The 14,488-nt window shown below is 44.5% G+C and carries 16 protein-coding genes; 13 read left to right on the top strand and 3 right to left on the bottom strand.

The annotated features are described in order from the left end of the window. Positions 1-39 precede the first annotated feature (39 nt). From NLX82_RS25445 to bcp, 4 genes are read left to right on the top strand one after another with little or no spacing between them, the layout of a single operon-like run. The gene (locus NLX82_RS25445) at positions 40-1,080 is read left to right on the top strand and encodes an ABC transporter ATP-binding protein (RefSeq protein WP_023987023.1); all 1,041 of its coding nucleotides are present in this window, start codon (positions 40-42) and stop codon (positions 1,078-1,080) included. After that, positions 1,073-1,867 (top strand): ABC transporter permease, encoded by a 795-nt coding sequence (locus NLX82_RS25440; protein WP_023987024.1) that lies wholly within the window; start codon positions 1,073-1,075, stop codon positions 1,865-1,867. The genes NLX82_RS25445 and NLX82_RS25440 overlap by 8 nt, the downstream gene beginning before the upstream one ends. Positions 1,868-1,871: 4 nt before the next feature. Next, positions 1,872-2,660 carry an ABC transporter permease gene (locus tag NLX82_RS25435; protein WP_080710685.1) on the top strand — a complete coding sequence of 263 codons (789 nt, stop codon included), beginning with the start codon at positions 1,872-1,874 and terminating at the stop codon, positions 2,658-2,660. A gap of 42 nt (positions 2,661-2,702) precedes the next feature. Beyond that, positions 2,703-3,179 carry a thioredoxin-dependent thiol peroxidase gene (gene bcp, locus NLX82_RS25430; RefSeq protein ID WP_076160646.1) on the top strand — a complete coding sequence of 159 codons (477 nt, stop codon included), beginning with the start codon at positions 2,703-2,705 and terminating at the stop codon, positions 3,177-3,179. Here bcp and NLX82_RS25425 read toward each other — a convergent pair. Then, positions 3,123-3,602: a hypothetical protein gene (locus tag NLX82_RS25425; RefSeq protein WP_254349233.1), complete on the bottom strand. Its 480-nt coding sequence runs from the start codon at positions 3,600-3,602 to the stop codon at positions 3,123-3,125. The genes bcp and NLX82_RS25425 overlap by 57 nt on opposite strands. Positions 3,603-3,932: 330 nt before the next feature. Here NLX82_RS25425 and NLX82_RS25420 point away from each other — a divergent pair, with 330 nt between their 5' ends. After that, a complete protein-coding gene (locus NLX82_RS25420; protein ID WP_143758233.1) occupies positions 3,933-4,181 on the top strand; it encodes a hypothetical protein in 249 nt (82 codons plus the stop codon). Here NLX82_RS25420 and NLX82_RS25415 read toward each other — a convergent pair whose 3' ends face one another. After that, positions 4,182-4,838 carry a DedA family protein gene (locus NLX82_RS25415; RefSeq protein WP_076160653.1) on the bottom strand — a complete coding sequence of 219 codons (657 nt, stop codon included), beginning with the start codon at positions 4,836-4,838 and terminating at the stop codon, positions 4,182-4,184. Positions 4,839-4,983: 145 nt separating this feature from the next. On the opposite strand from NLX82_RS25415, the gene guaA reads away from it, so the two are divergent. Beyond that, positions 4,984-6,522 (top strand): glutamine-hydrolyzing GMP synthase, encoded by a 1,539-nt coding sequence (gene guaA / locus NLX82_RS25410; protein ID WP_023987031.1) that lies wholly within the window; start codon positions 4,984-4,986, stop codon positions 6,520-6,522. 474 nt (positions 6,523-6,996) lie between these two features. Beyond that, complete coding sequence (locus tag NLX82_RS25405) at positions 6,997-7,614, top strand: Type 1 glutamine amidotransferase-like domain-containing protein (protein ID WP_028540990.1); 618 nt, start codon at positions 6,997-6,999, stop codon at positions 7,612-7,614. Between the two features lie 70 nt (positions 7,615-7,684). On the opposite strand, the gene NLX82_RS25400 is transcribed toward NLX82_RS25405, so the two are convergent. Further along, positions 7,685-8,815 (bottom strand): Gfo/Idh/MocA family protein, encoded by a 1,131-nt coding sequence (locus NLX82_RS25400; RefSeq protein WP_076160657.1) that lies wholly within the window; start codon positions 8,813-8,815, stop codon positions 7,685-7,687. A gap of 131 nt (positions 8,816-8,946) precedes the next feature. Between NLX82_RS25400 and NLX82_RS25395 the strand changes: the two genes are divergently transcribed. The 6 genes from NLX82_RS25395 (at position 8,947) to NLX82_RS25370 (ending at position 14,097) form a co-directional block, all read left to right on the top strand. Then, the gene (locus NLX82_RS25395) at positions 8,947-9,792 is read left to right on the top strand and encodes a LysR family transcriptional regulator (RefSeq protein WP_254349232.1); all 846 of its coding nucleotides are present in this window, start codon (positions 8,947-8,949) and stop codon (positions 9,790-9,792) included. A 19-nt stretch (positions 9,793-9,811) separates the two neighbouring features. Further along, the gene (locus NLX82_RS25390; RefSeq protein ID WP_254349231.1) at positions 9,812-10,483 is read left to right on the top strand and encodes an SGNH/GDSL hydrolase family protein; all 672 of its coding nucleotides are present in this window, start codon (positions 9,812-9,814) and stop codon (positions 10,481-10,483) included. A gap of 159 nt (positions 10,484-10,642) precedes the next feature. After that, positions 10,643-11,113, top strand: coding sequence for a MarR family winged helix-turn-helix transcriptional regulator (locus NLX82_RS25385; RefSeq protein ID WP_023987036.1), 471 nt, complete (start codon positions 10,643-10,645; stop codon positions 11,111-11,113). Between the two features lie 21 nt (positions 11,114-11,134). Further along, the gene (locus tag NLX82_RS25380; protein ID WP_053324647.1) at positions 11,135-12,073 is read left to right on the top strand and encodes an NADP-dependent oxidoreductase; all 939 of its coding nucleotides are present in this window, start codon (positions 11,135-11,137) and stop codon (positions 12,071-12,073) included. A 40-nt stretch (positions 12,074-12,113) separates the two neighbouring features. Next, positions 12,114-12,503, top strand: a complete 390-nt coding sequence (locus tag NLX82_RS25375) for a nuclear transport factor 2 family protein (protein WP_023987038.1) — start codon at positions 12,114-12,116, stop codon at positions 12,501-12,503. A 223-nt stretch (positions 12,504-12,726) separates the two neighbouring features. Next, positions 12,727-14,097: an NCS2 family permease gene (locus tag NLX82_RS25370; RefSeq protein WP_023987039.1), complete on the top strand. Its 1,371-nt coding sequence runs from the start codon at positions 12,727-12,729 to the stop codon at positions 14,095-14,097. Positions 14,098-14,488 lie beyond the last annotated feature (391 nt).

Here is a 14,488-nt window from a genome sequence, read left to right as displayed (position 1 = left end):
TAACTATGGATTTTACAAATCCTGATTGAGAGGTATAACATGCTGGCAATTGATGTGCAGGATCTGCGCAAAACATTTAAGGTTCAAAAAAATCGCGAGGGCTTAAAAGGTGCCTTCCTTGATTTATTCGCCCGCGAATACAACGAGGTAGCCGCGGTCAAAGATATATCCTTCCGTATTCCGCAAGGAGAAATATGCGGTTATATCGGTGAGAACGGCGCCGGAAAGTCCACCACGATTAAGATGCTGACAGGCATTCTCGTGCCGACATCGGGACATCTCAAGGTAGGCGGTTATGTTCCCTATGAGGAACGCGAGAAATTTGTAGGCAACATTGGTGTTGTTTTCGGTCAGCGCAGCCAGCTTTGGTGGGACATCGGTGTGATCGAGTCTTTTCAACTCCTGCGGAAAGTATATCAGGTTCCGGCTACGGACTTCAAACGCAGGCTGGATGAGCTGGTAGAGAGACTGCAATTGCAGGATCTGCTAAGCCGCCCGGTACGCAAGCTTAGTCTCGGGCAACGGATGCGCTGTGAGTTGGTAGCAGCCTTGCTGCACAATCCGTCCATTGTTTTTCTGGACGAGCCGACCATTGGGCTCGATATTATGGTAAAGTCCGAAATCCGCGAGTTTCTAAAGGACATGAATCGGGATTATGGTACGACTATTTTGCTGACAACCCATGATTTGCAGGATATTGAAGCGCTGTGCTCGCGCGTCATTATGCTGGATGATGGAAATATCATTTATGATGGTGGTCTGGAGGATCTGAAGGCGCGTTGGGGGACAGGTCGAGAAGTGCGGTTCCAGTTCGGCACATCGACCCAGTTGGAACAATTACAGGCATGGACTGCTGATATGCCACTGGCTTGGACGATGGATAATGATTTGGCTGCCAAAGTATGGATTCCTCTTCATATTAATGTATCGGATGTTCTCGCTTGCGTAGTCGGTCGCACGGATATTACGGATATCAAAATCATTGAAACCAACACGGATGATATCGTCCGCAGTATCTATCAGTCTGGTTCGGCTGAACGCCAGGGCAATCCGATAGTGGAGGCCAAAGTTCATGCTTAGCGTATACACCGATTTTATTCGTATCCGATTTCTCACGATGCTTGCGTATCGTGTGAACTATTATTCAGGAATCCTTATTTATTGCATGAATATTGGCGTATATTATTTCACATACAAAGCGATATATGGCGATGCGGGTAGCATTGGAGGTTTTACCGCTGCTCAGATGACGACGTATGTAGCAGTATCGTGGATGGCGAGAGCCTTTTATTTTAACAATCTGGATCGTGAAATCTCGACGGATATACGTGATGGAAGCATTGCAATTCAGATGATCCGACCTTATAACTATGTACTTGTTAAATTTATGCAAGGACTCGGCGAGGGAATGTTCCGTTTTCTGCTGTTTATGATTCCAGGCATGGCGATTGCGATGCTGCTCTTTCCAGTGACACTCCCCAGTGACCCGGTAGCCTGGGTTGGTTTTCTGGTCATGCTGTTTTTCAGCTTTCTGATCAACACTCAGATCAATATTATTACGGGGTTAACGGCCTTTTTTATCGAAAATAATGAGGGCATGATGCGTATGAAGCGCGTAGTTGTAGATCTGTTTTCTGGGTTGATTTTGCCAATCAGTTTGTTTCCAGGCTGGCTGGCGACGATCGCCCAATGGATGCCGTTTCAGGCGATTACCTATTTGCCGGGCTCTGTATTTACGGGACGTGTAAAAGGCGTTGGCATCTGGAATGTACTGGGTATCCAAATCATTTGGCTGGTCGTTCTGCTCGTGCCGATGATCATCATTTGGCGACTGGCGCGCAGACGTCTGTTCGTGCAGGGAGGGTAAGCCGATGATGTACTATTTGGGTCTCATTAGCGAATATTTAAAAAATTACATGAAGTCACGGCTCACCTATCGGGCCGACTTTTGGGTAGAAGTGATTTCAGACCTGCTGTTTCAGGCCACAAATCTTATTTTTATCCTGGTTATTTTTATGCATACAGACAGTTTGGGCGGCTGGAGTGAAAATGAAGTCGTGTTCGTTTATGGATTTTTCATGGTTCCATACGGACTATTCAGTTGTTTTGTCAACCTTTGGAACTTTAGCGAGCGTTACATTGTGAAAGGTGAACTCGACCGGGTAATGACCCGTCCCGCGTATAATCTGTTCCAGATTTTCCTTGAAAATGTGGATCCGCCTGCACTGGTGGGCTCAGTGATCGGTCTGATTATTATGGGAATCAGCGGGGCACAGATGGATTTGGCTATGGAGTGGTGGTTCGTACCAGCGCTGATCGTTTTGAGCCTAAGTGCCGTGGCGATCTATACGGGCATATACACCATATTGACATCTCTTTCATTCTTTTCGGATGCGCCTACAGGAATTATCCCGCTCATGTACAATATTCAGGGCTACGGACGTTATCCAGTAACGATCTATAACCGAGCCATTCAGGTTGTGCTGACTTGGATACTACCGTTTGCTTTTGTTGGTGTATATCCAGCCTCCCTATTCCTTCACCGAGAGGACATGCGCCATATGGCGCTCTTAACTCCTGTGATGGGGATTGTCTTTCTGACCTTGGGCTTACTGGCATGGAACTGGGGGATTCGCCGTTACAGGGGCGCAGGCTCATAGGGCGGATCACATAAGAACCCCCACAAGAAAGGAGATGATGAGATGTCCACGACATTTACCGTTATTGGACAACCGGCACCGGATTTTGAATTGCCTGGGAGTGAGGGAAAGCGTGTCAAGCTGTCTGATTATCGAGGCAGTAGGGTATTGTTGTATTTCTATCCCAAGGATTTGACCTCTAGTTGCTCGACCCAGGCTTGTGATTTTCGGGATAAACATACGGAGTTTGAAGGCTTGAACACGGTGATTCTGGGGATAAGCCCTGATCCACTCAAACAGCATGACAAGTTTATTGCAAAGTACGGACTCCCTTTTCAGTTGTTATCTGATGAAGAGCATCAGGTGGCTGAGACGTATGGTGTATGGCAGCAAAAACAGATGTACGGCAAGCAGTACATGGGCATAGTTCGGTCTACGTTCCTTATTGATGAAAATGGTATCCTAATTCATGAATGGCGTGGTTTAAGAGTGAAAGGACATATTGATGCTGCGCTGGCATACATTCAGGATATGGCGTAAGTGAAGAACAAAAGAAAACCTTTTGAAACCGGATCGTGCTTTCAGGCGCATTGGTTTCAAAAGGTTTTTGTTAATTTCCAGATGTGTTTTGCCGATGCTTCCACTTTTGCTGGCAAAGGTAAATACCCCATAATATAAGCGGAATGAACAAGCCGTTACCACAGAAAATGAATACATATACAGATAACAGCATCTCACTAACGCGACTAAAAGCCTACAGTAAACACCAGTAATATCCATTTCCTCCAAACTACCTGAGTTACCAGCAATCAATGCTTGATCCTTTAAATAGTCGAATGGTTCCGCGCCCTCTGGTACATGATGTTCGTTTTCCCGCATTAATGAACGCAGAACGGAATCATGGAGTAATTGAGTGTTAATCAGACCATTGATATAAAACAAAGCCGCTGGCCATTTTTGCATCCATAATAGCTCTTTAATGATTAAATCCCGCTGTTTCCAAAGGAGCTTTCAATATGGTTTACATTATCCCTCAAGTTAGAGGACACATGAGTAACTGGACAACTTTTATTCTGATTTGGCATACGTAAAATCCTCCGATATTGGAGTTTCTTGGCTTAGTATGCTCTGAATATATGGATTTATGCCTTGACGGTTTATAGAGTGATTTTTATAAATTAGATAAACAACTAATTATATGCAGTGCAGGATTTCAGGCTGGACGATGCCGGAATTGGAGTGTTTTAAGCCGCTTTGGGCGCGGGTCTGGTTGCTAGCGGGGTAGGGGGGCATTTGTCTGGATACATTATTAATGCGGGAGACCCCATTGTATTTACAGGGTCCATTGTGGTCATGTTGGGCATGCTGACGGCGTGGAGCCAAGGTATCATCGGACTGTCTATGTTTGGAGCAGGGGTGGCGATTGAAATGATGGAGCCGCGTATGTTGGGCTTGGGTGGAGGCGCGGGGTTTGTTGTGATATCTATCGTGATTTCAATGTATTATGCAAGGACTCGTAACCGTAAGGCAGCAGGAGTTTGACTACTTCAAGTCATCCTTGTTGCTGGTTTTCACTGATTTTTCGGATTTGCGTAGCGAGCTAAACAGGAAGCTTCTCCACCGGTAAATAATATACAGCAGGATCATGAACCCAACGGCTCCCGCAATTCGCAGTGCATACAGCTCTACCAAATGGAAAATGACATCCCATTGGGGACCAAACAGCTTGCCGATGCTTAGAAAGAGGATGACCCAGAATAAAGCGCCGCTGTAAGCATACAAGACAAACTTACGGAAAGAAAGAGCAATAATTCCGGCAAAATAACCGGTAAAATGCCTGACACCGGGAATGAAATATCCAAGGAAAATAAGCCAGTATCCATATCGTTGAAACCATTTTTGTGTTTTCTGAAGCTTGTCCGGCGATAACAAAACCCATTTACCGTATTTCTGAATAAAGGGGAGTCCAGCCCACTTTCCGATAAAGTAGGTAATAGTCATACCGATGGTTGTGCCCAAGAAAGCTAGCAGCACCAGTTTACCGAAATCCAGGGTACCGGCATAGGAAAGATATCCCGCATAAGCCATTGTGGTTTCCCCGGGAAAAGGTAAAGCAATAAACTCAAGCAGCAAGCCGAAAAAAAGGACGCCGTAGCCGTATTCTTCGAACAATTGCGCGATCCACTTCAGCACATCCATCGTTTACACTCCTACGAACAGATTGAGTATTTTAGAATCAATTCATTTTAACAATCTTTTCATGCCCACTCAACTCCGGTTGATTTCTTGACGTCTTGTTTTATCGTTGCGTATAATGAAACGAACAATTGAGGGAGGCACGGTAATGAATAAGCCTAATGAAATCGTTGTAGTTCTCGATTTTGGAGGACAATACAACCAGTTAATCGCAAGAAGAATTCGGGATCTCGGTGTATATAGCGAGCTACTTCCATACAATACGCCTGCGGAGAAGCTGAGAGAGCTGGCGCCAAAAGGGATTGTTTTCTCAGGCGGACCTTCCAGCGTATATACAGACAATGCTCCTCAGGTGGATCGGGCAATTTATGATCTTGGCATCCCTATCTTTGGTATTTGTTATGGCATGCAACTGATGGCTCACCAACTGGATGGTAAGGTAGAACGTGCGGGCAAGCGTGAGTATGGCAAAGCAGACGTGCAATTCAATCAGGATGCCCGCTTGGCTAAAGGACTGGATTCTCGTCAAACCGTATGGATGAGCCATGGGGATCACGTTACAGATCTGCCAACCGGATTTACACTAGATGCAGGAACAGAGAGTGCGCCGATTGCCGCGATGAGTAACCTGGAGCGGAATCTGTATGCGGTGCAATTCCATCCAGAGGTACGTCATTCCGTTCAAGGTAACGAGATGATCAGCAACTTCCTTTATGAAGTGTGCGGTTGTGAAGGCAACTGGACCATGGAATCGTTCATTGAAGATCAAATTCGTGAGATTCGTCAACAGGTTGGCGACAAGAAAGTATTGTGTGCCTTAAGCGGTGGCGTGGATTCTTCTGTTGTAGCGATGCTTATTCACAAAGCGATCGGTGACCAACTGACGTGTATGTTCATTGACCATGGATTGCTGCGCAAAGGTGAAGCCGAAAGTGTAATGGAGACGTTCGTTGGTAAATTTGATATGAAAGTTGTCAAAATTGACGCACGTGAGCGCTTCTTGTCCAAGCTGGCAGGAGTTGATGATCCGGAACAAAAACGTAAAATCATCGGTAACGAGTTTATCTATGTGTTCGAGGAAGAATCTTCTCAATTCGACGATTTTACTTTCCTGGCACAAGGTACACTGTATACGGATATTGTAGAGAGCGGAACAGCAACGGCACAGACCATTAAATCCCATCATAATGTGGGTGGTTTGCCGGAGAACATGAAGTTCAAGCTGATCGAGCCGTTGAATGCCCTGTTCAAGGACGAAGTGCGTAAAGTCGGCGAAGAATGCGGACTGCCACCTGAGATTGTATGGCGTCAGCCGTTCCCAGGTCCGGGTCTTGCCATTCGTGTGCTGGGTGAAGTGACAGAGGACAAGCTAACCATTGTTCGTGAGTCGGATTACATTTTGCGCGAGGAGATTGCTAAAGCCGGTCTGGACCGGGAAATCTGGCAATACTTCACCGCTTTGCCGAATATGAAGAGTGTTGGCGTTATGGGCGATGCTCGTACGTATTCTTACACTGTAGGTATTCGTGCAGTAACCTCCATCGACGGTATGACCGCCGACTGGGCACGTATCCCTTGGGATGTGCTGGAGAAAATTTCGGTACGTATCGTAAACGAAGTGGATAACGTGAATCGCATCGTGTATGATATCACCTCCAAACCACCAGCAACGATTGAGTGGGAATAAACGCGGAGACTCCCGCGCCGTAACCATCAATCCTTTAAGATTTACCAATACAACATCAGGACTCCTCCGTATCGGCGAAATATCGCTATGCGGTTGGAGTCTTTTTTACGGGTGCCAGGTCGAACCTTTGCTCGGGAAAGTTTACTGTACGGCAACCTCAATCGACGGGGGTTAGCTAAAGGCGAACAGCATTGCCTCATGCGGCGGAGATATGAAGTCATTTATTGTTGCAAAACGGAATATGAAGCTGAAAAAAGGAGATATTATTCAATGGTAATGTCTCCTTTTTTTATATGGTTTTATTAGATTCAAGCTATAAATAGCTTAAATCAAGTATGAAATTAAACGTTCACTTCTTTTTCATGTCATGCTCTAATGGTGTCATGTTTTGATACTAATATATTTTATAATGTACCTAGATTAAAGTGTTGCATATCTCGTTTTATTAAACGCTGTTCTAAGGAGAATAAAGAGATGAAAAAATTATTTCTGTCGTCCTCATTTAAGGATGTTGCACCATGCTTAGTCCATTTCGCTGGTGAAAACTTAGAAGGAAAAAAAGTCACCTTCATCCCAACCGCAAGTATTCCAGAGAAAGTTAAGTTTTATGTGGATTCAGGGAAAAAAGCATTAGAGAATTTAGGATTAGTCGTGGATGAAATCGAAATCGGCACAGCAACATTGAACGAAATAGAGAGTAAAATTAGAGAAAATGACTATATTTATATTACCGGAGGCAACACATTTTATTTACTTCAAGAGTTGAGAAGAACCGGGGCTGACAAAATCATTGCTGATGAAGTTAATGCAGGGAAGTTATATATAGGCGAATCGGCAGGTTCGATGATTTTATCACCGAATATCGAATATGCCCGACTTATGGACAATGTGGAGGAGGCGCCTGCTTTGGATTCCTTTATTGCGCTCGGGATAATTGAATTCTATCCAGTCCCCCACCATACGAACATCCCGTTTAAAAAAGCGGTGGAGAGCATCATTGAGGAATATGGCAGCCAATTAAATTTATATCCAATCAGCAACGCGGAAGTTATTTTGGTTGAAAGTGACAGTATAAAGGTCGAGAATGCATGATTTTAAAAGATCAAGAACCTTTAGCTCCACATCTATCGTGGTGTTAAAGGTTCTTTTTTATAATACTACCTTACCATACGATCTTTTTCCCAGTTGCAGCCGATTCCTCAATGCGGTCCAGTAGCTGATGCAGCTTTAAGGCATGGTTGAAATCGGGAGCGAGACGGGTGTGTGTCAAAATATCCTCGGCAAAAACATAATGAGCCTTGGCTACATTTAGGGTTACCCCTTCTCTTGGGAAATCCAGGCTTATATTAGGCTCTCTAGTTATACTTATTTGTTCAAAAGCACCATTAGGACCATGACTCTGCGTACTGCTTGGATCGTACACAAGTTTTTCGAGCGTTAGATTCCCGAATTGAACATGCCCAAGCGAAGGATTCTGTGACAAACGCAAAATGCCCTTTTTTCCTTGAATCTCTATCTCAAACTTAGAACTCACTCCACCTTGAATGTGAACGGATACCGGTGCTCCTTTTTCCAATATTCCGTGAATCAGAATCTGATCGGCTGTATCCTTGGAAATGACTTCACCCGTTTCCTGAATAGTGGCTTCGTGATAACGGGATGATGTGATGGCCGATAGCTCGCGGAATTCGCCAACGATGTATTGCAGCGCATCCAGGGAATGCCCGCCATTAATCGTGAGCAGATTAGCCCCATTGGCTCTATTCAGCAGATAAGCAGTGTCCTGATTTACTTGTCCTCCTTTGCCGGGAGTAGCTACTTGCATATGACAGGATATAATTTCACCAATCTCTCCGCCCTCCACGAGCTTTTTCATCGTTTGCACTTCAAGATCCTGCCGTGCCTGCAAGCCGACGGTATGATGAATGCCTGCCAGTTCCGCCGCTTTGGCCATTTCAGCAGCTTCCGCAGTGTTTGCCCCCAAGGGCCATTCACAAAAAATATGTTTTCTCTCTTGAATTGCCGCCATCACCGCCTCGTAATGATGGGGAACTTTTACGCTCACCACGACCATGTCCACATCCTCGGAAGCTGCGAGCTTTTTGGAATCATCAAAAGCTAGTGCCGCACCTACTTCTTCTGCGCTTTGTCGCGCACTCTCCATACGAGAGGTACCGACGGCAGTGATATCCAGGTTCGAGTGCTTGAGCAAAGCCGGAATATGCGTTTGACTGGCCCATTTATTATTCATCGAACCTCCTACGATACCTACACGAATCTTCTTTTTGATCATGTTGCCATACCTCCTGATTTTTAAAATGAGGGTGGAAAATAGCATCCAAGGCCAATATAATACACTTAACTCATAAATAATAATGCTTGTTTATGATACAGGTATCATTTTATTTGATGGGAGGTGAAGGGATGGATATTGAAAATATGCAGGCATTTGTTTCGGTGGCAGAGCTGAGAAGCCTGACAGAAGCAGCACAAAAGTTGAATCACCTGCAATCGAATATGACGGCCAAAATAAAGAAGCTGGAGGCCCATTACGGCACAGCGTTATTTTACCGAAAGCCCCGTGGTATGGAGCTGACACCCGCAGGAGAAACCTTGTATGCTCAGTTCAAGCAAATGTTGTTGCTATGGCAAGACACGGAGATGAAAATGAGACCGCAGGAGGAAAAGCTGCGCATCGGTACCATGCAGTCCATCGTGGCGGGCGAAACAACGAGGGCGCTTACGAAGGTATACGAGTTGTATCCGCAGGCTTCGGTTACATTAAAAACCGGAACCACGACGGAAATGGAGCGATTGATCCTTGACGGCGAACTCGATATTGCTTTTGTTACAGGGTATCCCGCCAACCCGTATATTCATTATCAAAAATTATGCCGTGAAGAACTGGTGCTGGTGGGGAAAGGCATACATGAAGGCTCGGATCTCAAACAGGTACTCCAAGGAGCGTCTATTATCATATTGTCGGATGGTTGCCTGTATCTCACGTATTTAAAGAAGATGTATCAGGACATGCAATTGACTCATGGCGAGGTGGTAGAGGTCGGTGTGTTTGATACGATGGTGCAATTTTCCTTGATGGGAATGGGAATCACCCTCATGTCCAAAAAGCTGGCGCGGCAATTTAAAGTAACATCCTATTTGCCCGCTCCCCCAACCTTCGGCTATATGGATACATATTTAATAACCCGGTCAAATCACGAAATGACAGCGATTGAACATAAATTTATCGAAATCAACAATACGATCTAATAGATAGGAGAGATATCGAATGACAATCAATCAAGGCAAATACCAAGGCAGCCATGCTGTATTTCTGGGCGATAGCATTACGTTTGGATATGAATTGCGTGATGGAGAAAAGCCTTACCCCCACCTTGTGAGCGACGCACTGGGATTCCTAACCTTTGAGAATCACGGCATATCCGGCAGCAGTGTAGCCAGCGGCGGTTTTGAACCGATGTGTGAGCGTTATGAGAAAATGAGCCCTCATGCAGACGTGATCTTTTTTATGGGGGGAAGAAACGATTTTTCGATGGGAGAAATACCGTTCGGTAGCTTGGATACGCCATCGACAGAAACGCGTACGTTTTATGGTGCGCTCAAGCATATTGCCGAAGGACTAATTAACCGTTACCCGGACAAGCTGATCGTCTTTTTGACTCCGCCTCACGGATCAAGTGATACGGTTCCTGAGCATCTGCCTAATGCCATTACTGGTCAAGTCTATAGCGCGTATGCACAGGCCGTGAGAGAAGTGGCCTCACTTTATTCTTTCCCGTGCTGCGATCTGTGGAATATCGCCGGAATTCAACCACTATTGCCTGTACATAAACAGATGTACTTTACAGGGGAAAATGGTGTTCCTGACGGCCTGCACCCGAATCAGGCAGGCCACGAGCGGATGGCGGCCCGTATTATGGGATTTATGAATACACTGTAATTTGGACCATTTCATCGTTTTATCGAATGACCCTACTAACTACAAAATTCTAGAATGCTCAGGCTATTCGTTTAGCTTGAGCATTTTTTTGTGATTGTAGGATTTGTATATATAGACTTGTCTCAGGGCTTGTTTATTTTTAGAGGGGGTGTATAATACTTGATATATCAATTGATAGGTCAAGTATTAGGAGGAGGGTTTGTCATCGAACATTGCTCTGAAAAAAGCCAGTTGTTTTATCGCATGCATCTTTTGTGTAAAGAAATGAATAACGCCTTTGAAGCACAGTTAAAAACCAGCTTTACCAAGGTTGAAATTTTGTATCATATTGATCATCGTCAGGAACTAAGTCAGCTGGAACTCCAACACCTGCTCGTTCTGGATGGTGCAGCAGTAACCCGACATCTGAGAAGGCTGGAAGAGGAAGGTCTGATTTTACGTAGTAAAAAAGAGCAGGATAAGCGTGTGACCTATATATGTTTGACCGAATTAGGGGTTCAAGAGCTGCAAGTTTTGTCAGAGCAAAGACAAGCCTTTCAGGAAAAGCTGCTCTGTAAGTTTACAGATGAGGAAATTGTGGCTTTGACAGATGTGCTACAGCGTATGTCTAGCAATGTAAAGAATATGTAAATGTGCGAGGAGGAAATGAATATGAAAGCCATCGTTATAGATCAGTATGGAAGCAAGGATGAATTGAAAGAAAGAGAAGTGGCTACTCCTACACCACAGGCTCATCAGGTTGTAGTCAAAGTGGCGGCTACCTCCATCAATCCAATTGACTGGAAGCTGCGTGAAGGTTACTTAAAACAAATGATGGATTGGGAGTTCCCGATTATTTTAGGCTGGGATGTAGCCGGCACTATTTCGGAAGTAGGCAGCGAGGTCACCGATTGGAAAGTGGGAGATGAAGTGTTTGCACGCCCGGACACCACACGGTTCGGTACCTATGCCGAGTATACCTTGGTGGACGATCACCTGCTGGCACGTAAACCTGCCACAATTTCTTGGGAGGAAGCCGCTTCTGTACCTTTGGCGGGGTTGACTGCTTGGCAGGCGCTCTTTACACATGGTCAACTGACCAAAGGGGAGAAAGTATTAATCCACGCAGGTGCAGGTGGCGTAGGCATGTTTGCTATCCAGTTTGCCAAACAGGCCGGAGCCTATGTCATTACTACAGCCAGTGAGCGTAATCATGAATTGCTTGCTTCATTGGGAGCCGACCAAATCATTGACTATCGTACAACTCGTTTTGAGGAAGTTTTATCTGATGTGGACGTGGTGTTCGATACGATGGGTGGGGATGTTCAGAAGAATAGCTTTAAGGTAATGAAAAGGGATACCGGACGGATCATATCCATTGTCAGCAATTTTGACGAAGAGCTGGTGAAGGAGTACAACGTAACGGCCAAAAATATATGGCTGGAGCCCAACGGACAGCAACTACAGGAAATTGCCGATCTGTTGGAGCAAAAGAAAGTAAGATCGGTAGTAGGAGCTACGTTTCCTTTTTCACAAAAAGGTTTGTATGACGCACACGCTTTAAGCGAAACTCACCACGCTGTCGGTAAAATTGCAATAACCTTCTCATAAGGACGCATACACATATACAGCACGAAAGGAATTGCACACGATGAAGATTTTAGAAGAATATTTTCACTACTATGATTTAGCAAAAGATGACGAGAAGAGTAGAGAACGATTAATTAGCCTTTTTTCTGAGAAGATTGAGTTTGTATTGAATGGTGATCGAAAACAAGGTATGGACAGTTGGAAAAGCTTCTTGAATATGTTCTTTGAGGGATCGCTCGAAATCAAGCATATGTATGAAGGTTGGAAACCTGTACCCAGAGAACCTGATACCTATCAAACCAAATGGGCAGTGTGTGGTAAAAAAGCAACAGGCGAAGTTTATACACTTACTGGAGTGGACAAGGCCCGGCTGGATGCGGAAGGTAAGATCGTTTATCTGGAAAATATACCAGACACAGCGAATGCCTTTGATAAGTACAAAAATCTCTGATTCCTCTAAATCATAACCCGTCAGCTGAATAATAGCTTGCGGGTTTTCTGTTTTCCGAACAATACATATGTGTTCAATTTGTAACATTCGCTTTTTCTGTTGACAAGCAGTAGGTGAGAGCCTAAAATAACGAATGTAATAATATAGCGCATATGAATGCGAATATTACTTCAAACGAACGATAACAATACGAGTATGCTTTGCGTAGGAGGAATTACGACTCATGGAGCGTTTCTTTAAATTAAAGGAACATGGCACGAACGTCCGCACAGAGATTATTGCGGGGATTACTACTTTTATGACCATGGCTTATATTCTGGTGGTCAACAATACTTTTTTAGGTCCGACTGGAGCAGGTATGCCCAGTGAAGCTGTCTTTTTTGCTACGGCGGTAGGTGCAGGTTTGGTTACCATACTGATGGGTTTATTCGTTAATGTGCCGATCGGCATGGCGCCGGGTATGGGCTTGAATGCTTATTTTATGACTGTAGTCCTGAGTTCGAATGGCATGATTACTTGGCAAGCGGCACTTGGCGCTGTATTTATATCCGGTATCGTCTTTCTGATTTTAACCGTGACACGAGTAAGACAGATGCTGCTTGTTGCGGTTCCGGAAAATTTAAAGACAGCCATTACAGTGGGTATCGGCTTGTTTATTACGATTGTCGGCTTCAAGCTTTGTAATCTGGTTATGGTGAGCATCGTTCCAGGGACAGATGTTGGTCAGCCGGTTCCGGGTCATGCTTTTAATTTGATTCTGGGAAGTCTGGTACATCAAAAGGATGCACTGCTGGCGCTAATCGGATTGCTTATTATCGCAGCACTGATGGTCGTTCGGGTCAAAGGTGCATTGCTGATTGGGATCGTAGCTACTACATTAATCGGTATTCCGATGGGAGTAACAAATCTGAGTAGCTTGACAACAGGCAACTGGATTCCTGATTTCAGTAATTTGGCTGTAGGTCAGTTAGACTTGAAAGCAGCTTTGCATATTGGTCTGTTTGATATCATTTTCATTTTCACATTTGTAGAGTTGTTTGATACGTTCGGTACCTTGGTAGGTACAGCTACACGCGCGGGTATAATGAAAGATAAGAAAAAAGGCGAGAAAATTATCGGTAAAGCGATGCTGGTGGATGCTGTTGGCGTAAGTACCGGCGCAGTATTGGGTACAAGTACGATTACAGCATTCGTAGAAAGCTCCGCAGGGGTAGAAGAAGGCGGACGTACCGGACTGACTGCTGTAACGACAGGTGTTCTGTTCTTGTTGGCCCTGTTTATTGCACCATTGGCTCTGGTTGTGCCTTCTGCCGCTACTGCTCCAGCTCTGATTATCGTTGGGGTCCTAATGATGAGTCAGGTTCGCAACATCGACTGGGATAACTTCCTGTTGGCATTTCCTGCATTTTTGACCATCGTGCTAATGCCTTTCACAGGTGGAATCGCGAATGGTATCTCTGCTGGTATTCTGTCTTACGTTGTGCTGGCTGTGTTCAGTAATCTGTTTACCAGCAATAAAGTTAAAATTCACTGGCTCATGTGGGTGCTTGCTATTATTGTAGTGATCCGCTTTGCCTTTATGGGCTCCGAATAATCAGTAGATATAGAACACAGAACCTCTTTCCTGTTGCTTAAGGGAAGAGGTTCTTTTTTTGTAGTTAGACGCAGATAGATACAAAGAAGCTATTATATAGAAGGAAAACGAATAATAAATAAAGCATTGTGAAATCTTATCTAATAAATGCTTGCAATAGGGATATGCATATGGTATATTCTAATTCCGGCCAAGAAATACAATGTTGCGAGCGAGTGTTACAAAAAAAGATTTCAAAAAAATGCTTGCAAAGTTGGTTCGGACATGATATGATATAAGAGTTGATGAAGTGACAAGCTGAATCAACGAAAAAGAATGTTTGATCTTTGAAAACTGAACAACGAGTGAGTAAAACGATTTTGTTCGCAAAATCAAACAAGAGATATTTTTA

The organism is Paenibacillus sp. A3M_27_13, assembly GCF_024213315.1.
In the GTDB taxonomy this organism is placed as follows: Bacteria; Bacillota; Bacilli; order Paenibacillales; family Paenibacillaceae; genus Paenibacillus; species Paenibacillus polymyxa_B.
The sequence above is the reverse complement of the archived record's forward strand: the minus strand, read 5'-3'. Positions and strand labels throughout refer to the sequence as shown.

Excerpts from the sequence above, each read along its gene's own strand:
- NLX82_RS25415 (WP_076160653.1), bottom strand. The coding sequence starts at position 4,838 with ATGGATGTGCTGAAGTGGATCGCGCAATTGTTCGAAGAATACGGCTAC.
- NLX82_RS25370 (WP_023987039.1), top strand. The coding sequence starts at position 12,727 with ATGGAGCGTTTCTTTAAATTAAAGGAACATGGCACGAACGTCCGCACA.
- NLX82_RS25405 (WP_028540990.1), top strand. The coding sequence starts at position 6,997 with ATGAAAAAATTATTTCTGTCGTCCTCATTTAAGGATGTTGCACCATGC.
- NLX82_RS25435 (WP_080710685.1), top strand. The coding sequence starts at position 1,872 with ATGATGTACTATTTGGGTCTCATTAGCGAATATTTAAAAAATTACATG.
- NLX82_RS25395 (WP_254349232.1), top strand. The coding sequence starts at position 8,947 with ATGGATATTGAAAATATGCAGGCATTTGTTTCGGTGGCAGAGCTGAGA.
- NLX82_RS25425 (WP_254349233.1), bottom strand. The coding sequence starts at position 3,602 with ATGCAAAAATGGCCAGCGGCTTTGTTTTATATCAATGGTCTGATTAAC.
- NLX82_RS25390 (WP_254349231.1), top strand. The coding sequence starts at position 9,812 with ATGACAATCAATCAAGGCAAATACCAAGGCAGCCATGCTGTATTTCTG.
- guaA (WP_023987031.1), top strand. The coding sequence starts at position 4,984 with ATGAATAAGCCTAATGAAATCGTTGTAGTTCTCGATTTTGGAGGACAA.
- NLX82_RS25445 (WP_023987023.1), top strand. The coding sequence starts at position 40 with ATGCTGGCAATTGATGTGCAGGATCTGCGCAAAACATTTAAGGTTCAA.
- NLX82_RS25400 (WP_076160657.1), bottom strand. The coding sequence starts at position 8,815 with ATGATCAAAAAGAAGATTCGTGTAGGTATCGTAGGAGGTTCGATGAAT.
- bcp (WP_076160646.1), top strand. The coding sequence starts at position 2,703 with ATGTCCACGACATTTACCGTTATTGGACAACCGGCACCGGATTTTGAA.
- NLX82_RS25440 (WP_023987024.1), top strand. The coding sequence starts at position 1,073 with ATGCTTAGCGTATACACCGATTTTATTCGTATCCGATTTCTCACGATG.
- NLX82_RS25375 (WP_023987038.1), top strand. The coding sequence starts at position 12,114 with ATGAAGATTTTAGAAGAATATTTTCACTACTATGATTTAGCAAAAGAT.
- NLX82_RS25380 (WP_053324647.1), top strand. The coding sequence starts at position 11,135 with ATGAAAGCCATCGTTATAGATCAGTATGGAAGCAAGGATGAATTGAAA.